Annotated in this window: 20 protein-coding genes; 11 read left to right on the top strand and 9 right to left on the bottom strand. The window is 56.9% G+C overall.

Translation table 11 applies throughout. From position 1 onward, the window contains the following. The first annotated feature begins 82 nt into the window (after positions 1 to 82). From pth to JBO08_RS00215, 11 genes are all read left to right on the top strand, one after another. A complete protein-coding gene (gene pth / locus JBO08_RS00265; RefSeq protein WP_017529915.1) occupies positions 83 to 667 on the top strand; it encodes an aminoacyl-tRNA hydrolase in 585 nt (194 codons plus the stop codon). Between the two features lie 21 nt (positions 668 to 688). Continuing rightward, positions 689 to 1,789 (top strand): redox-regulated ATPase YchF, encoded by a 1,101-nt coding sequence (gene ychF, locus JBO08_RS00260; protein ID WP_049710111.1) that lies wholly within the window; start codon positions 689 to 691, stop codon positions 1,787 to 1,789. A gap of 416 nt (positions 1,790 to 2,205) precedes the next feature. Next, a complete protein-coding gene (locus JBO08_RS00255) occupies positions 2,206 to 3,129 on the top strand; it encodes a sigma 54-interacting transcriptional regulator (RefSeq protein WP_065875205.1) in 924 nt (307 codons plus the stop codon). Between the two features lie 615 nt (positions 3,130 to 3,744). Beyond that, positions 3,745 to 4,104, top strand: a complete 360-nt coding sequence (locus tag JBO08_RS28065) for an EscI/YscI/HrpB family type III secretion system inner rod protein (RefSeq protein WP_225930677.1) — start codon at positions 3,745 to 3,747, stop codon at positions 4,102 to 4,104. Between the two features lie 6 nt (positions 4,105 to 4,110). Continuing rightward, positions 4,111 to 4,896 carry a type III secretion system inner membrane ring lipoprotein SctJ gene (gene sctJ / locus JBO08_RS00245; protein WP_065875206.1) on the top strand — a complete coding sequence of 262 codons (786 nt, stop codon included), beginning with the start codon at positions 4,111 to 4,113 and terminating at the stop codon, positions 4,894 to 4,896. 583 nt (positions 4,897 to 5,479) lie between these two features. Next, positions 5,480 to 6,049 carry a type III secretion system stator protein SctL gene (gene sctL / locus JBO08_RS00240; RefSeq protein ID WP_065875208.1) on the top strand — a complete coding sequence of 190 codons (570 nt, stop codon included), beginning with the start codon at positions 5,480 to 5,482 and terminating at the stop codon, positions 6,047 to 6,049. Positions 6,050 to 6,168: 119 nt separating this feature from the next. Next, positions 6,169 to 6,396: a hypothetical protein gene (locus JBO08_RS00235; protein WP_065875209.1), complete on the top strand. Its 228-nt coding sequence runs from the start codon at positions 6,169 to 6,171 to the stop codon at positions 6,394 to 6,396. 1 nt (position 6,397) lies between these two features. Next, entirely contained in the window at positions 6,398 to 6,790 is a 393-nt protein-coding gene (locus tag JBO08_RS00230) for a type III secretion protein (RefSeq protein WP_083207171.1), read from the top strand. 104 nt (positions 6,791 to 6,894) lie between these two features. After that, entirely contained in the window at positions 6,895 to 8,940 is a 2,046-nt protein-coding gene (gene sctC / locus JBO08_RS00225) for a type III secretion system outer membrane ring subunit SctC (RefSeq protein WP_405045935.1), read from the top strand. Next, positions 8,937 to 9,140, top strand: a complete 204-nt coding sequence (gene hrpT, locus JBO08_RS00220) for an HrpT family type III secretion system protein (RefSeq protein WP_065879661.1) — start codon at positions 8,937 to 8,939, stop codon at positions 9,138 to 9,140. Before sctC ends, hrpT begins: the two co-directional genes overlap by 4 nt. A gap of 11 nt (positions 9,141 to 9,151) precedes the next feature. Beyond that, positions 9,152 to 9,490 (top strand): transcriptional regulator, encoded by a 339-nt coding sequence (locus JBO08_RS00215; protein ID WP_220074615.1) that lies wholly within the window; start codon positions 9,152 to 9,154, stop codon positions 9,488 to 9,490. On the opposite strand, the gene sctU is transcribed toward JBO08_RS00215, so the two are convergent. The 9 genes from sctU to JBO08_RS00170 form a co-directional block, all read right to left on the bottom strand. Then, complete coding sequence (gene sctU / locus JBO08_RS00210; RefSeq protein ID WP_065879663.1) at positions 9,491 to 10,588, bottom strand: type III secretion system export apparatus subunit SctU; 1,098 nt, start codon at positions 10,586 to 10,588, stop codon at positions 9,491 to 9,493. It abuts the gene before it with no gap. Beyond that, positions 10,585 to 11,373, bottom strand: coding sequence for a type III secretion system export apparatus subunit SctT (gene sctT / locus JBO08_RS00205; protein ID WP_065879664.1), 789 nt, complete (start codon positions 11,371 to 11,373; stop codon positions 10,585 to 10,587). The genes sctU and sctT overlap by 4 nt, the downstream gene beginning before the upstream one ends. A gap of 10 nt (positions 11,374 to 11,383) precedes the next feature. After that, entirely contained in the window at positions 11,384 to 11,647 is a 264-nt protein-coding gene (sctS, locus tag JBO08_RS00200) for a type III secretion system export apparatus subunit SctS (RefSeq protein WP_065879665.1), read from the bottom strand. 7 nt (positions 11,648 to 11,654) lie between these two features. Beyond that, positions 11,655 to 12,308 carry a type III secretion system export apparatus subunit SctR gene (sctR, locus tag JBO08_RS00195; RefSeq protein WP_065879666.1) on the bottom strand — a complete coding sequence of 218 codons (654 nt, stop codon included), beginning with the start codon at positions 12,306 to 12,308 and terminating at the stop codon, positions 11,655 to 11,657. Next, entirely contained in the window at positions 12,305 to 13,318 is a 1,014-nt protein-coding gene (locus tag JBO08_RS00190) for a FliM/FliN family flagellar motor switch protein (RefSeq protein ID WP_220074616.1), read from the bottom strand. Before JBO08_RS00190 ends, sctR begins: the two co-directional genes overlap by 4 nt. After that, complete coding sequence (locus JBO08_RS28275) at positions 13,315 to 13,581, bottom strand: type III secretion system HrpP C-terminal domain-containing protein (protein ID WP_309304234.1); 267 nt, start codon at positions 13,579 to 13,581, stop codon at positions 13,315 to 13,317. Before JBO08_RS28275 ends, JBO08_RS00190 begins: the two co-directional genes overlap by 4 nt. Positions 13,582 to 13,769: 188 nt before the next feature. After that, a complete protein-coding gene (locus JBO08_RS00180; protein ID WP_065879669.1) occupies positions 13,770 to 14,198 on the bottom strand; it encodes a type III secretion system stalk subunit SctO in 429 nt (142 codons plus the stop codon). Further along, positions 14,185 to 15,543, bottom strand: coding sequence for a FliI/YscN family ATPase (locus JBO08_RS00175; RefSeq protein WP_065879670.1), 1,359 nt, complete (start codon positions 15,541 to 15,543; stop codon positions 14,185 to 14,187). Before JBO08_RS00175 ends, JBO08_RS00180 begins: the two co-directional genes overlap by 14 nt. Next, positions 15,540 to 16,439, bottom strand: coding sequence for an FHA domain-containing protein (locus JBO08_RS00170; protein WP_065879684.1), 900 nt, complete (start codon positions 16,437 to 16,439; stop codon positions 15,540 to 15,542). Before JBO08_RS00170 ends, JBO08_RS00175 begins: the two co-directional genes overlap by 4 nt. Positions 16,440 to 16,444: the final 5 nt, after the last annotated feature.

The raw sequence follows: 16,444 nt of genomic DNA, 5'->3' as shown, positions 1-16,444 counted from the left end.
ATAAGTTAGCTTCTGTCGTCCACTTTCGCCGCAACCAGGTTGCGGCGATGTTATCCACAACTCCAAAGGAAGGGCCCCTGTCGTGACTGCCATTAAACTGATCGTTGGCCTGGGAAATCCAGGCGCCGAATACGAACAGACCCGGCATAACGCGGGGGCCCTTTTTGTTGAGCGCATCGCCCACGCACAAGGTGTAAACCTTGCGGCCGATCGCAAATATTTTGGCCTGACCGGGCGCTTCTCGCATCAGGGTCAGGATGTTCGTCTGCTGATTCCCACCACCTACATGAACCGCAGCGGCCAGTCTGTCGCGGCGCTTGCGGGCTTCTTCCGGATCAAACCCGAGGAAATCCTGGTGGCCCATGACGAACTGGACCTGCCACCCGGCGTTGCCAAGCTCAAGCTCGGCGGCGGGCATGGCGGGCACAATGGCCTGCGCGACATCATCGCGCAGCTGGGTAATCAGAATAATTTCTACCGTCTGCGGCTCGGCATTGGCCACCCAGGCGTTGCCAGTATGGTTTCAAATTTCGTCCTGGGTCGTGCGCCACGCGCCGAACAGGAAAAACTCGATGCCAGCATCGATTTTGCCCTCGGCGTGCTGCCGGATATCTTCGCCGGTGAATGGAACCGCGCGATGAAAAACCTGCACAGCCAGAAGGCTTGACTCTTACCGAGGGGAAACACCATGGGATTCAATTGCGGCATCGTCGGCCTGCCCAACGTCGGCAAATCCACCCTGTTCAACGCCCTGACCAAGTCCGGTATTGCAGCGGAGAACTTCCCCTTCTGCACCATCGAGCCCAACAGCGGCATCGTGGCTATGCCGGACCCGCGCCTGGCGGCATTGGCGGCCATCGTCAATCCCAAGCGCATCCTGCCGACCACCATGGAATTCGTCGACATCGCCGGCCTGGTAGCCGGTGCGTCGAAAGGTGAAGGCCTGGGTAACAAGTTCCTGGCCAACATCCGCGAAACCGATGCGATCGCCCACGTGGTCCGCTGCTTCGAAGACGAGAACGTGATTCACGTCTCCAACAGCGTTGACCCGAAGCGTGACATCGAGATCATCGACCTGGAACTGATCTTCGCCGACCTCGACAGCTGCGAAAAGCAACTGCAAAAAGTCGCGCGTAACGCCAAGGGCGGCGACAAGGACGCAGTGGTCCAGAAAGGCCTGCTGGAGCAGTTGATTGCTCACTTCACCGAAGGCAAGCCTGCGCGCAGCCTGATGAAGAACATGAGCACCGACGAAAAAGCGGTGATCAAGGGCTTCCATTTGCTGACGACCAAGCCTGTGATGTACATCGCCAACGTTGCTGAAGACGGCTTCGAGAACAACCCGCTGCTGGACGTGGTCAAGGCCATTGCCGACGAAGAAGGCGCGATCGTGGTTCCGGTGTGCAACAAGATCGAAGCAGAAATCGCCGAGCTGGATGACGGCGAAGAAAAAGACATGTTCCTCGAGGCCCTGGGCCTGGAAGAGCCTGGCTTGAACCGTGTGATCCGCGCTGGCTACGAAATGCTGCACCTGCAGACTTACTTCACCGCCGGTGTCGAAGAAGTCCGCGCCTGGACCGTCAAAGTCGGCGCCACCGCGCCACAGGCTGCCGGCGTGATCCACACCGACTTCGAGAAGGGCTTCATCCGCGCCGAAGTGATCGCCTACAACGACTTCATCCAGTACAAGGGCGAAGCCGGTACCAAGGAAGCCGGTAAGTGGCGCTTGGAAGGTAAGGAATACATCGTTAAAGATGGCGATGTGATGCACTTCCGCTTCAACGTGTAAGTGCTGCCTGCGGTTTATACCGAGCTAAAAAAGCCGATGCATTGCATCGGCTTTTTTGTGGGCGCTTGAACGAACTCGAATGTCGGGAAATTTGAAACTGCTAGATAAAATGACAAAATTCCTGAGCGTGAAACTTGCTCTAACACTTTAAAAACACAAAAAACTTATAACTAATTACGGCACTCAGAAAAATACCAAGCCGCTAAAAATTACTTACTATAATTTTAAGATTTCTCTTACGCAAAACTTTAAAAAAAACACAAATCAACACTTGTAATTTTTTAATTTTTTCAAATTACACACTTCACCTCCTCCAAAGTTTTGCCCCCATCATGACAACATAAAAAAATCCTGATTAACTAAGAACATAGGGAGATAGCCCTCTGAAAGCGGCCTCTGCATTGGAGCAAATTGCTATGTCGACGATTAGCCAGAACAGGCTCATAACAGATATAACCTTTCCTGATTGCCCGAGCATCCAAACAACTATAAACAATACCGCCACTCTTGATATAGATATTCTCTTGCTGGGAGAAACAGGTACCGGTAAAGATACACTGGCACAACACATCCACTACCTCTCCCACCGCAAGGGAAACTTCATTGCGGTTAACTGTGCCGCCATCCCGGAAAGCTTGGCCGAAAGCCAACTGTTCGGCGTCAATAGCGGCGCGTACACCGGTGCAGTACAGTCACGAGCAGGCGTCATCGAGGCCGCACACCTGGGCACCTTGTACTTGGACGAGATCGATAGCATGCCACTCGCATTGCAAGCCAAGCTGTTACGGGCGCTGGAGTCGCGGGGTGTTGAACGCTTGGGCTCAACCCGGTTCATACCGGTGGACATGCGTGTCATCGCGTCCGCCCAACAATCACTGCATGAGATGGTCGAGCAAGGTAGGTTCAGACGGGACCTGTATTTCCGCCTTAATGTTGTCAACATTAGTCTTCCCCCACTGCGTCATCGGCGCGAACGCATCATCCCTTTATTTCTGAACATGACTCGGCAGGAAGCCGCCTACTATCACTGCACTACTCCCTGCCCCTCCAGCGAACTACTCCAGCAACTGCTATGCCATTCATGGCAGGGCAATGTGCGCGAACTACGCTCTACGGCTAAACGCTTTGTATTGGGCTTGACGCCCCTGGCTGCGGCTGAGGTGGGCATTCCGCGAATCAAGTCGAGTCTTAAAGAGCGAATGCAACAAATCGAAAAAGTACTGATCGAGGAATCTCTACACCGCAACGCTCACTGTGTGGATGGCGCAGCGAAGGAATTGGGAGTGGCCAAGCGGACGCTATATTACCGAATGAAACAACTGGACATATTATTGAGTTAAGGCCGCAGGCTCATCCACTGAAAACCATGACTTTCCACCAACAATGACACACTCTAAACGGCGCGTTTACGCTCGCCAAGAACTATACATGAAAGCCATGATTGTTCAAAAAGATGCCGCAACATTGTGCAATGTATTACATCGAGAGCAAAGCTGGAAGACCGTGCAATATTTTGAAATGCCATGGTGTAAATATCTGGAACTAATTAATTTCGAGCACCACTCATTTTGTGGTCCTAGACGGATGACCATGTACTCCTGACATCCGAATATCGGCCCACGTGATGCGAACACTCAAATTGAAAATTGGAGATATACCTATGATTCCAAGTTCCAGCAATTCGCCGTACAGCGGATATAACGCATACCAAAACGCTGACACTCAAATGGAAGGAGAAAAGCAGCGAGCCAAAGAGGACCAACTTATAGCCGCTAAAGACATGAATGACGCAAAAAAAGATTCATACGACAAAGCCACCATTCAAGCGCGAAACTAATAAAGCTCATCTCCCCGACTCATGGTCGGGGAGATGGCAATAAACGATAAACAGACAACGTTTACTCCTGATCGCCGGACGGGCGCCAATCCATCATTCTTCATACGCCAGGCTCTCTATGAAAACTACAGAAGCTGTAAGATCAACGCGTAGTGGTTTCGCCGCTAATGAGGCAGACCTCGCCTCTCTGGCATCCCATTCGGATGTGGACTTCTTCAAATCGGCACTTGCACACTCAAGCCAGCCGATTACTGCCCTCTTGCAAAACTCAAATATATTAACTGTCGCGTCCTCAGAGCTTTCTAGTACAACAGACCAACTCAAAAAGACCCTGAAGGGTATAAGCAAGAAGGGCAATGAAGAACTGCTCGGCAAATTCCCGAACCAACTGTCCAATGCGTTGTTTCAGTCGCAAATCCTGGTGAAGAGCCTTGGCAAAACAACCCAATGTATCGACAAGATTTGTAATTTGCAGTAGGTAGGTATGAATCATTTTCTGCCCGTAGTGTTGCTCGTGTTCCTGACATTTGTGCTGAACGGTTGCGGCGACCGTGTCGAACTCCACAGCAAACTGACCGAACAAGAAGCAAATGAAGTCATTGCAGAACTTGCAGACAAAAATATTCGCGCCCAAAAAGTCGCAGCCAAAGATGGCGTTGTCGTTGCTGTCGATGCGCGAGACATTGGGCGCGCAGTACGCACGCTCGAAGCGGCAGGCCTACCCAGATTGGCGCGAACCACGCTAGGCGATACGTTTCGCAAGGAAGGCGTTATTTCAACGCCCCTTGAAGAGCGTGCTCGCTACATCTATGCCCTATCACAAGAGCTTGAATCCACCTTATCCAACGTTGACGGTGTCATTGTCGCTCGAGTGCATGTGGTACTCCCCGAACGCATAGCCCCAGGCGAACCGGTCCAGCCCGCCTCGGCTTCAGTCTTTATAAAGCACGACGCACGTCTCGACCCCGACCACATCCGGGCACGTGTTCGCAGACTCGTGGCGAGCAGCCTCCCCGGTATGACTTCAGCCGTGGACAATCCGCAAAAGCTCACCGTGATATTCGTGCCAGCGACGGCGTATCAGGAACAGCAACATATGGCTTACTTCGGTCCGTTTCTCGTCCCCGAGAGTGACATCGGATTCTGGCAAGTCAGCGTGACGTCCTTGCTGATCGGCTTAGTGCTAGCGGCTTCTACCCTATTGTTCTTACGCCATAAGCGACAGCAAGCATTCTTGGCGCCACTGCCAGTTGACCATTCAGCCTCATGATGCCTGGTGACGACGACCTGATTAAAGAGGGTTTGACGTGGGCTCAGTGGTGGGCGCTCCCATGGCGATACGCCCACGAAGACTGGAGATCTGTCGATAAGTACGCGGCCATAGAAACGCTTTATCGCAATGGCATTTCAATGAACCTCAACGCTGTTGGTATCGCTCCCTGCTTGCCCCCGCCCCCTACTCCCACTCTACTTCGACTGGTTCTTGCCTCGTCCGAGCAGCTCAACTTAATACTCTTGCTGATTCACTGTACGTTCAATCCTGTGCCAGTAACCCCGTTGAGCAAAGATCATCAGCTGTGGTGCATGCGTCTTTCCAGGGCCCTTCCTCCGGACATACTGTTACCCAACGATGATCCGCTGCAACTGCTCCATAACTGGGTTGAGCCCGCCATTTGGCAGCGTCTAAGACTGCGTTTCCCCTATGAACGCGTGCTTGAGATGGAGAAAAAATATTCTCCACTTGAAAGTGGACACGGCCGCCTGGACACACTCTGGCAAGCGTTCGTTTGGCGTGCTACGACCATGGCACGCGTTAACACTCATTCTGACTCGAACGAGCAAGGAGCATAGCGATGTTCTGCCGACGCACAATTGAAGTTCAAAAGGACAACCTTGAGTTGGCGCAAACCCTCATCTCGCGCCAGACGCTTGCTGACTTCTCGCAGGGCAGCCAACTACTGAGCCACGCCACGGCACAAGCCAATAAGCTGCTGACTGAAGCTAATGAAGAACGTGAAGCAATGCTGGAGAGGGCTGCGTTTGAAATATGGCAACGCGCGGACGCCCAGTTCAAGCGCTGGGAAAGTGAACGTCAGAGAATGTGCGACGACTTGGAAAGGTACGCCACCTCAGTCGTCAATCAAGCCATCAACAGACTGCTTGACGATACCGCAGAACCGAAACGTCTGGCAGCTCTGCTCAGGCATCTTATAGCGGTTCAGCTCCCAGAAGTCAGCGCGACACTACTCTGCCATCCCCTTGAAACAGAGATCGTAAAACGATGCTTCGCCCACCAGAGGTCCACGCTCTGGAAGCTTCAACCTGACGAAACTGTCGAGCCTCAAACGCTAGTGCTTAAAACAGATGAGGGAGACTTCCGTATCAGCTGGAGTTCAATGCTTGAAGCGCTTGGACAACATTAGAGCGCGTAGTCAAAAAAACAAACTCACGTAAGATTTTTTTCAAAGTCGTATAAAAAAGGAACTGATCACTGGAGGAAAGCCACAACCACAGCATCAGCAAACACATCAGGAAAGAAAATATGGACTTCTATAAATTAGCACCGCAACTTTTAAGCAGTCGAAACGCTGTCAAGAAACAGTTTGACAATGCCATGGACGACGCCATGCAAGATCCTGGTGACCTAAGCGAACTCTCAGCGATATTCGGAAAATTATCGAGGGATACTTTTTACACTCAGTTGGCACAGCATGAACATGGCCGTGCCACCCACATGATGTACAAAACGACATTTGATAGCTTTCAGTAAATTGAACAGTTTACTTATTAAATGGTTTAACAGCGGCGAAAAACAAATTAGCTTGTCCGAAGACGATTTTGAAATAGTCTTGCAACGTCATGCTTGCACTTTGCACTTAAGTGTCCAACTGACCCGCCAAGCACCCGATAACTCGCAACTGCAAACATGGATACGGCTGGGAGGCGCGAGCCTGAATCGCTTCCACGGCGCGCTCGCTCAAGCACCCACCAATGGTGCGCTCTGGCTAATCCAGTGTCTGCACGCAGATCAAGGCGAACAAACCCTGATCGATTCTCTCGAAGCCCTGCTCAACCAACGCGACACCTGGCGAGCTGTTGCCGCACGCCTTTCCCGCCCCCGCAAGAGCGTGACTCCCACCTTGCTACGATCAATGACGCACTAATCAGAGAACTCTCCATGTATTCACCACCTTTCAAGCCTGAGTACTTGCAAACGGACTCATCTGGTGCACCATCAAAACGAGCCCGTTGGGGTTGCTTGATAGTGATGCCTTGGTTGCTTAGCCCAATGGAGACCACACTTGCTGCCATTCCACCCGAATGGAAAAACACCGCCTACGCCTATGAGGCCGAACACAAACCTCTACGGGAAGTGCTCGAAGACTTCGCCCAGACCTTCGGCACGCAATTGCAAATCGAGGGCCTGCTGGAAGGCGACGTCAACGGCAAGATCCGCGCGAATACCCCGCAATCCATGCTGGACAGGCTGGGCGTCGAGCACCGTTTTCAGTGGTACCTCTACAACAACACCCTCTTCATCAGCACACTGGACCAGCAGGAGTCCGCGCGCCTGGAAGTTTCCTCGGAAACGATTGCCGACCTCAAGCAGGCGCTGACCGATATCGGATTGCTCGACAGCCGTTTCGGTTGGGGCGAGTTGCCCGAAGACGGCGTGGTACTCGTCTCCGGCCCCAAGCGCTATATCGATCAGATCAAGCAGTTCAGCAGTCAGCGCCGCTCGCCGGATGAGAAGCAGAGCGTGCTGAGTTACCCGCTGAAGTTCGCCAGCGCGGCGGACCGTCATGTGGATTATCGCGGAGAGAAGCTCACCGTACCTGGCGTCGCCACTATTCTGCGGGGGCTGCTGGAACCACGTTCTGCTCCTGCGCTCACTGGACTGAGCCAGCGCCCGACGTCCCAGCCTGCCCCGCTCCCCCCCAACATCCCTCGGCTGGGTAACCCATTGCTAGGCCAAATGCTCGGTGCAAATGGCAATAGCGGTCAGTTCGACGCAGCCCCCGCATTGACCCCGCGCGCGCCCGTCTCCAACAGCCGGATACGCGTCGAAGCCGATCTGCGCAACAACGCGGTGCTGATCTACGACTTGCCGGAACGCCAGGCCATGTACCGTGAGTTGATCACGCAACTTGACGTCGCGCGCAAGCTGATCGAAATCGATGCGATCATTCTGGATATCGAGCGCACGCAATTGCGCGAATTCGGGGTGAACTGGGGCTTCCAGAACAGTCGTTTCCGGGGTGGCGTGAACATGGCACCCGGCACCTCGTCGCAGTTATCGATCGAGAACCGTGATCGTTTCTACGCAGATATCCGCGCGCTGGAAGCCAAAGGGCTGGCAACCATGGTCTCAAACCCCTCGGTGCTCACCCTGGAAAACCAACCCGCGGTGATTGACTTCAACCGCACCCAATACCTGACCCCCGGCAGCGAATACGCAACTATCTTACCGGTCACCGTGGGCACCAGCTTTCAAGTCGTACCCAGGGTCACCACCAGCCGCGGCGTTCACCAGATCCATTTGGCAGTGGATATTGAGGATGGCAATTTCGACGAGACCAACCCCGACCCCAATCACTTGGACGTGCGCCGGGGCAAGGTCAGTACCCAGGCCGTCATGGAGGAAAAGCGCTCGCTGGTGGTCGGCGGTTTCCACGTCACTGAAAGTTCTGACAGGCAAAAAAAGATCCCCCTGCTGGGGGATATTCCACTGTTGGGCAAGGCGCTGTTTTCATCGACCGAACGCCAGAATAATCGGCGTGAGCGCTTGTTTATCCTCACACCACGCGTTATCGGCGACCAGGACGACCCGTCCCGCTACTTGCCGCAAGCCGACCAGGCCGAGCTACAAGCCGCTCTCACACCACTGGCCAGGCGCTACTCCCCCCATGAGCCGGTGATCAAGCGCAGTGACATCATCAGCACCCTGGCACGCCTCGTCAGCGGGGAAGTGCCCAAGGCGTTCAAACCCGCGCCGATGCCTCTGGGGCTGAACACCTTGTGCAGCACCCGAGACTTGCTGGCATTGAATACCGAACGCAGCCAGTGGTACGCCGGCCCGGAATACAACGTGGCGGTCGTGGTGTTGCGCAACCAGTTCAAGCGCAATGTGCGTATCGATGAAAAGGAATGCAGCAACTCGCAGACCCTCGCGGTCACCGTATGGCCACGTGCCTGGCTCAAGCCAGGTGAAGAAGCCGAGGTATTTATCGCCATGCGCCCCGTGTTGAAGGATGAACATATCAGTGTGCCCCGTCCGTCCTTGATCACTTCCGATAAAAAGGCTACGCCATGAAACTTAGACTTTTGTGCATAACCCTGATCGGCGCAGCGGTGCTCATCACCGGCTGTACGCCCACCTGCAAAGGTGATTCGTGCTCACGCCCGCAATCGACCAAGGACAAGATGGTGATCTGGTGGCCGCCGCAGATGCGCGTCGAACCTGGCCCCGCCGGTGAGCGGGCGGATTACCAGACTGTGTCGCTGGAACGATGAGGTCCCAGGAAATGCCCGACTATAAGCGCCAGGTATTTCTGGAAACCCTGGTGAGCGGCGCTGCCGCTCACTTGTCCCTCGCGCCCGGTATCAAGGTGTGCACACTGCCCGCCGGAAATCGCCCAGGGCTGGCCCTGCAAGTCGCTCGCGAAGCGTTGCAGGCCGGGCAATTGCAGCGAGCGTTGGAGCGACGTTTTGAACAGGCGGTGGCGTTCGATGGCTGTTTTATCTACCTCGACGCCAAAGGCCATTTGGTGATCTGGCATGCATTGCCGGCAACGAACGCCACCCTCGACAGGATCCTCAGCCGAATGCTGTCGCTGGCCAATCTGCAAGCCTTGGACAGGTGATCAGCGCTGCTCGAGCTCCGGCAGTTCCAGGGTTTCGCGCTTGGCTTCATCATCGAGTTCGCGCAAGGTACGGTAAATCAGCGCCACAGCCTGCAAGGTTTCGCGGGGTATGCTGGCTCCCAGTTTTTTCGTGTAGAGCGTGCGGGCCAGCCAGACGCACTGGATCACCGGCACATCGGCCGCCTTGGCGCGCCGGATCAATTTGCGCGCGTCGTCATCTGTGCCCTTGCTGACCAGCAGGGGCAGCGCCGTTTTACCGGGCCGGTAGTAAAGGGCCACGGCAAAGTGAGTCGGGTTGACCACCAGCATATCGGCCTCTTCCAGCTTGGGCAGCTTGACCTTTGGTTCTTCCTGAGCCATCTGATGCGCCAGTGCCCGTCGCTGCCCCTTTACGTGAGGGTCACCTTCCATGTCCTTGTACTCTTTGACGACCTCCACTTGGGTCATGCGCATGCGCTTGGCAAAGAAGTGCTTGACCATCACCAGGTCGATAAGCGCCAGCACCAGCAGCATGCCCAGGCAGGCATGCAGCAGGTGACGAAACAGCGCAATCAACGCCAGGATGTAACTTTGCAGATCGCTGGTGGCCAGGTTGATCAGCGTGCCCAATGAGGGTCGGATCACCACGTACAAAATCAAAGCGATAAGAATTGCTTTCGCAACGCTCATCAATAGGTTCATCAATTGCTGGGCTGAGAACATTTGCTTGATTTGGCTGATCGGGTTGAGGCGGTTGAAATCCAGCTTCAGGGTCTCCGGAGCAAACAGCAACCCGAACTGCATCCAACTGCTGATGAGCTTGGCGGCAATCGCCACCCCGACCATCAACAGAGCAAATGAGAAAAACACCACCAAACCCTCGAACAGCACTTCTTCCAGTGCTCGCGCAAAGGGTTGAGTCAGGCGTGACATCGGCAAGAGCATCAATTGCTGGAAGCGTTGCAGGCTGGTCTCGGCGGTGAACAAGGCAATCTCGCTGATGGCGGTCAGCACCAGTAACTTTGCGACATCCTGGCTTTGGGCGACCTGGCCTTTCTTGCGTTGGTCACGCAGTTTTTTGGCTGAGGCCGGGTGTTTTTTTTCGCCTGAATCACTCATGGGATCGCGACCTTTATCAAGAGACCGAGTGAGTGTTTCAAGTCGCCCAGCAGGCTCATGCGCCCGACGATCAGGTCCTGCAGCAGTGCAAAGTACAGCAACAAAATACCGATACCTGCCAGGCATTTGACCGGTGGCGCAAGCGTGCTCACTTGTAACTGTTGGCTGTAGACCCCCAGCAGCGCGATGCCGAATTCCAGTAACAGCAACACCGCAATAAATGGCGCGGCGTAGAGCATCATATGCGTGAAGGTATCGCCCAGCAGGCCGACGAATACGCCCATGCCGTTCACCGCCGGTAGCGGAAACCACGCGGTGGGAGGCCAGATCAGGTAACTGTCCCAGATCACCTGGGTCAAGGTACCCAACCCGAGGCTCGCCATCAGCAGAAACACCGCCAGTTGCTTGAACAGGTGCCCAATCGGTGTCGCATCCGGCCCCAGCGAAGGGTTGAGCTGGCCCCCCGCCAAGGCTCCGCGCTGGTTATCCAGCAGCGCCCCCACCGACTCGAACATCCAGAAGGGCATTGCCAGCAACACCCCCAGTAAAAACCCCAAGGCCAGCTCCTTGAACACCAAAGCACTGAGCATGATTGCGGAGTGGTCCTGGCCTGCCAATGCCGCATGGATACCCGGCGCGGGCAGCAGTGCCATGACCATCACAATGGTGTGCCGTGGCATGCCGCGTATATGTTGAAAGCAAAACGCCGCTACCAGGATGCCGCAGGGGTAGATACGCGCCATGCCAATCACCAGGCTGGGCAGAAACTCGAGATAGAGCAGCACGGGCAGCGCCTCAGCTCAGGGCCGAACGGCTGATCATGTCGAAGGTCAGGTTGATCAATTGGATCAACTCCACACCGATCCAACGGCCGGTCATGATCAGCGTGATGCCCACCGCCACCAATTTGATACCAAAGGGCAACGTCTGGTCTTGCACCTGCATCAACGCCTGCACCAACGACGTCAACACCCCCACCGTCACCGCCACGATCAACGGGGGCGCCGACAGCACTACCACCAGCAACATGCCCTGCTTGAACAGCACGATGGGTTCCATAAGTTACTCAGAGATAGGAGAGGAACAAGCTGTCGAGCAACCGCGACCAACCAGACACCATGACAAACAACAGCAATTTGAGCGGCAGGGAAATGGTCATCGGCGAGACCATTTGCATACCCAGCGCCAGCAGCAGGTTGGAGACGATAAGATCGATGACGATGAAAGGGATGTAGATCAGGAAACCAATCTCGAACCCCGCCTGCAGTTGCGACAGGACAAACGCCGGGATCAGCAGGATCAGGTCTTCGCGCCGTACCTCCTGAGCCATCTGCGCTGGCCACAGGCGCGCGGTGTTTTCCAGCAGGTGCGTCAGCACGTCCGGGTCGATATTGCGCAGCATGAAGGCACGCAGCGGTTTGATAGCCTCATTGCCTGTCTGCAGGAGTGTTTGCACGTTACTCAAGTCCAGAGGCGATACTTTGACGCTCTCGGCGATTTCGTAACCCACCGGGGCCATGATAAACAGCGTGGCTGCCAATGCGATGCCATTGATGGCCATGCTCGGTGGCACCTGCTGCACGCCGATGGCGTTACGAGTGATCATCAGCACAATCACTATCTTCAAGAACGCCGTACAGACTACCAACAGCATGGGCATCAGCGACAATGCCCCAAGAAATACCGCCAGGACTAACGGGTCCAGCCCCTGAAGTATCATCGGCCGAACATCACGCGGGACAACTGCAAGCCCAGGCGACCGTCGATTTCCACCAGTTGTCCCTGGCCAATCGGACGGTCGCCATAATAAAGGCCGGCCATACCGGGAGAATAACCGGTGACCCCCAGCACCGCGCCGGGCGCGAGATTACGCAACTCACCCAGGGTCAGGTCCAACGTGCCGCAACGTACGTTCAACGCCATGCTGAGCTCGTCGAACGGCTCATGACCGAATACATCCACCACGGGCTCATCCTCTTCATAACCCGAGTAGTGCGGCGCTTCAAAATCTTCGTCCACCGTTGTGCCCTCAATAGAAGTAAGTGTCAGGCACAACGCCCCTGTGCCATCGTCAATGCACCCATGCAGCCGCTGCCTGCCAACCTGAACATGACCTACGCCCTGGGTTTGAAAAAAGTTCTGCTCAAGCATCAGCACATCCCCGACCCGCAGGCTGCGCGCTTGTGCAATCGGCAACTGCAGGCGCCCTAGCGTCACGGCAATTGCCAGTTGAAACGACGCAGGTACCGGTGCAGCATTGGCGCGCCAAGACCCGGCGTCGCACAACGCAATCAACGTCTCGGGCGCCAGCCACACATAGCCCATCACCCGGGCTGCCCCCAGCGTGACGCTGAGTCGGCAACCAAGCCCTTCGGGCCGATCAACCTCCAGTAGCCGCACATAGCCCAACAGCGCTTTCACCTGAGGACTCAAGTGGTGCTGGAGTAAAGCCCAGAACCAGGAATCCGGATCGTTGCCTGCGTTGGCCAATGTCACCGGACATTCGCCTAGCAGACTGAGCAGCGGTCCCGCCTCCGCAAGCGCCAACACCCCACATGCCGTTTCGAAGCACAGCGGTTGCACTCCAGCGGGGGCACGGCCCGGTTCAAGACATAACTCACCGCGCCGCCCGGCAACTTCAAACGGCAGACGCAAACCACGCCCCAGGCGACGGCGAGCAACAGCCGTGTCGCCTCTGACCAGAGGCAGCGTCACCTGCGGCATCATCATGCCGACCCAACAACGGCCAACTGCAGGCTGACCGTGCGCCCCATTGTTTGCGTAAACCGGTCCTCAACCTGTTGCCGCACGCCGCTGAGCCAGCGCGCCGTAGCCTCTTCCTCCGCTTCCAGGTCGATACTCCAGGCACCCTGCTCGCGGCGCACACTGGCGTTGATCCGCCCCAGGCGAGGCAGGTACAACACTGCCTGAAGCGGCCACTGCGAAGCGGCCTGCAGACGAGGTGCCAGTTGTTCGGCAAGCGCCTCGATCATGGCTGCACCCTCCACGCCCTTCGTGCCCGACAGAGAAGTTCCCGCACCCCAGCCGTCACCGTCATCGGCCCAAAACTGGGCAAATAACCGCGTCAACTCCGCGGGCACTACGCCTGCAATTCCCGACTCTCGCTCCTCGCGTGTCTCCCGCAGGCGCGGGCGTTCTGCGGGTTTATCTGAAACCTGGGTCATATCGGCTCCTGCGCCAGTAAAAGGGATAACTCCTGAAGTTTTTCCACCTGCCGCAGGCATTCCGTGACCTGTTTCTGGGCACTGCCAACGCGGGTCTGCTTTTCTTCCCGCTGGCCCCGCAAGGCTTCCAACTGCCCCATGTCTCGTCGGGTGCTGGCCGACAACGAGCGCTCCTGGGTTCCCCAGGATTTCAGGGCCTGCAGGGTCAGTACCTGCCCCTGGTGCTGGCTGAGTAACTGAGCACTTTGCAGGGCCTCCTCCTGCCGGGTTTGCTCAAGCGCATCCTGGGCCTGCTGGATATGCGCGAGCAGGGCCTGCTGGGCTCGCTTCGCCTCACGCAAGGCACGTTCGGCACGGTCTGCCCGGTGCCGACGCAGGCGCCGCAACGTCTCGACTTCACCGAGCAACACATCAGAAAGGGACATAGGCCGTCAGCTCCTTGAGTTGCGCCAGCGTCGCCGCCATCGGTGCGGGCTCACGCAAGTCCTGGCGCAAGAAATTGTCGACCGCCTGGCGACTGTCCACCGCCAGGTCAGTCAAGGCATCGCTGCCCGCTTGGTATTCACCTAGCTTGAGCATCAGTTCGATTTGCTGATAGGCCGACAACAAACGCCGCAACGCCGTACCCGCCTGGATATCCGCAGGCTCGGCGACGTTACTCAAGATCCGCGACAGGCTCGCCAGCACATCCACTGCGGGGTAGTGCCCGCGCTCGGCCAACTTGCGGGACAGCACGATATGACCGTCGAGCAGCGAGCGAACCTCATCAGCCACCGGGTCGTTCATGGAGTCTTGCTCGATCAACACGGTATAGATCGCCGTGATCACCCCCTCACGCGTCAACCCGGCGCGCTCCACCAGCCGCGGCAACAGGCTATACACCGAAGGCGGCAGGCCGCCACGACCGAGGGGTTCGCCAGCGGCCAGGCCGATTTCGCGCTGGGCCCTGGCGAATCGGGTCAGGGAGTCGATCAGCAGCAACACGCGAAGCCCCTTGCGCCGATACCCTTCAGCCAATGCAGTCGCCGTGAAGGCCGCACGGGCGCGCTCCATGCTGGAACGATCGGACGTGGCACACACCAGTACCGCTTTGGAACGCAGTTGCTCATCAAGCTCATGATCGAGGAACTCACGCAGCTCCCGACCCCGCTCGCCGATCAGGCCGAACACGATGACATCGCACTCAACGTTACGGGCGATCTCGGCCAACAAGGTGGTCTTGCCGCAGCCCGCCCCCGCGAACAGGCCCACGCGCTGCCCCTCGCCCAGCGTCAGCAGGCCATCGATAGAGCGCACCCCGGTGGCCAGCGCGCGGTTGATCCGCGGGCGCTCGGTGGGCAACGGCGCCTCACACAACACCGCACTCGTGTCCGGTAAGTCGGCCTCGACAAACGCACTGGGGCCTTCTCCCGTGATCGGCCGTCCGAAGCCATCCAGCACCTGGCCCAGCAATGCCTCGCTGACCTGGACCCGATGCGCTACCCCAAGACGCTCCACGCCAGCGCCCACCCGCACCCCTTCCAGGTTGCCCAAGGCACTGAGCACGGCATCCTGCTGATCAAAACCAATGATCTCGGCCAGCATGTAGTCGCCAGGCTTTTTCTCCACCCGACACAAATCACCGATACGCGCCTGAGGCAGCCGGCACTGCAGCAACATGCCATTGACTCGCTGGATGCGACCTCGCATCGTCACAGGCGCAAAAGTGGTCAACGACTGGGCCTGGCGCTGCTGCCAGGCGTCGAGGCGTGCTTGCAGTTCAGCGTTCACCAGCGCACCTCATAACGCTGTACGCCATCGAAGACCACCTTGCTGTTGTCGATCAGCACCAGACGCAGGCCATCCACCTCATCCCCGACAAAAAGTCGGCTGCCCTCCTCCAGGACCACATGACCATTGGGCCCGCCTACGATCTGCACGATCTTGAACGGCAACGTCCCATCGCGTACGCGCACACGGCTGATCACCGGCACCGCGCTGTCGAATTGCTCGCCAAAACGGCTGAGCATGCGCGCGACCAGGTCCACTTCATCCTGTGAGACATCTCCACTGAGCGCGACCTGCCCATTGATCACTTGCAAACCGACTCGCTGGTTCAATTCACGTTCGCTGAGCATCTTCAACAACTGCTGGCGTACCTCAAACGGTGAGGCCAGTTCCTGTTTCTGCACCACAGGCGGCATCAAGGAAGCCAGGGCCTCGGGGTTCCCGGTGGACGCCATGCCCACCACAACAAAGATGACCGTCACCACCAGCACCAGCGTAATCAGACGCTTCTGCTGCGAATGCGAGATGGCCGATAACTTAAGCGCCCGTGCCGGCTCATTGACCCGTGGCGACGCTGGCGCTACGGGGGCGGGCGCCTGGGGCCAGGGTTCATCGGCCAAGGTCACACACAGCCGCACACTGCCGACCCAAAACGTGACGTTGAGCGCCAGGCGTGCGATCTGTGCCAACACCTGACCATCGGCATCCTGCAAAAGCCCCGCTTCAGCCTGCACCGACCAGTTCGAGTCGATGAGTCGCAGCCGCGCATGCTGCTCGGCGATGCCCGGGTCGTTCAGCACCAAGTCAGCATCGGCGTGTGCACCGATGCTCCACTGCTCCCCAAACAATGGCAACGCAGCGCCTTGATGCAGCCCATCAAGCACTCGCAGCTCGAACATCATCG

Origin of the sequence: Pseudomonas sp. LAP_36, assembly GCF_019456785.1 — a bacterium.
In the GTDB taxonomy this organism is placed as follows: Bacteria; Pseudomonadota; Gammaproteobacteria; order Pseudomonadales; family Pseudomonadaceae; genus Aquipseudomonas; species Aquipseudomonas tritici.
Note: the sequence above shows the minus strand (reverse complement) of the source record. Positions and strands in the feature narration are given on the sequence as shown.

Excerpts from the sequence above, each read along its gene's own strand:
- ychF (WP_049710111.1), top strand. The coding sequence starts at position 689 with ATGGGATTCAATTGCGGCATCGTCGGCCTGCCCAACGTCGGCAAATCC.
- JBO08_RS00255 (WP_065875205.1), top strand. The coding sequence starts at position 2,206 with ATGTCGACGATTAGCCAGAACAGGCTCATAACAGATATAACCTTTCCT.
- JBO08_RS28065 (WP_225930677.1), top strand. The coding sequence starts at position 3,745 with ATGAAAACTACAGAAGCTGTAAGATCAACGCGTAGTGGTTTCGCCGCT.
- sctJ (WP_065875206.1), top strand. The coding sequence starts at position 4,111 with ATGAATCATTTTCTGCCCGTAGTGTTGCTCGTGTTCCTGACATTTGTG.
- sctL (WP_065875208.1), top strand. The coding sequence starts at position 5,480 with ATGTTCTGCCGACGCACAATTGAAGTTCAAAAGGACAACCTTGAGTTG.
- JBO08_RS00235 (WP_065875209.1), top strand. The coding sequence starts at position 6,169 with ATGGACTTCTATAAATTAGCACCGCAACTTTTAAGCAGTCGAAACGCT.
- sctC (WP_405045935.1), top strand. The coding sequence starts at position 6,895 with ATGCCTTGGTTGCTTAGCCCAATGGAGACCACACTTGCTGCCATTCCA.
- hrpT (WP_065879661.1), top strand. The coding sequence starts at position 8,937 with ATGAAACTTAGACTTTTGTGCATAACCCTGATCGGCGCAGCGGTGCTC.
- JBO08_RS00215 (WP_220074615.1), top strand. The coding sequence starts at position 9,152 with ATGCCCGACTATAAGCGCCAGGTATTTCTGGAAACCCTGGTGAGCGGC.
- sctU (WP_065879663.1), bottom strand. The coding sequence starts at position 10,588 with ATGAGTGATTCAGGCGAAAAAAAACACCCGGCCTCAGCCAAAAAACTG.
- sctS (WP_065879665.1), bottom strand. The coding sequence starts at position 11,647 with ATGGAACCCATCGTGCTGTTCAAGCAGGGCATGTTGCTGGTGGTAGTG.
- sctR (WP_065879666.1), bottom strand. The coding sequence starts at position 12,308 with ATGATACTTCAGGGGCTGGACCCGTTAGTCCTGGCGGTATTTCTTGGG.
- JBO08_RS00190 (WP_220074616.1), bottom strand. The coding sequence starts at position 13,318 with ATGATGATGCCGCAGGTGACGCTGCCTCTGGTCAGAGGCGACACGGCT.
- JBO08_RS28275 (WP_309304234.1), bottom strand. The coding sequence starts at position 13,581 with ATGATCGAGGCGCTTGCCGAACAACTGGCACCTCGTCTGCAGGCCGCT.
- JBO08_RS00180 (WP_065879669.1), bottom strand. The coding sequence starts at position 14,198 with ATGTCCCTTTCTGATGTGTTGCTCGGTGAAGTCGAGACGTTGCGGCGC.
- JBO08_RS00170 (WP_065879684.1), bottom strand. The coding sequence starts at position 16,439 with ATGTTCGAGCTGCGAGTGCTTGATGGGCTGCATCAAGGCGCTGCGTTG.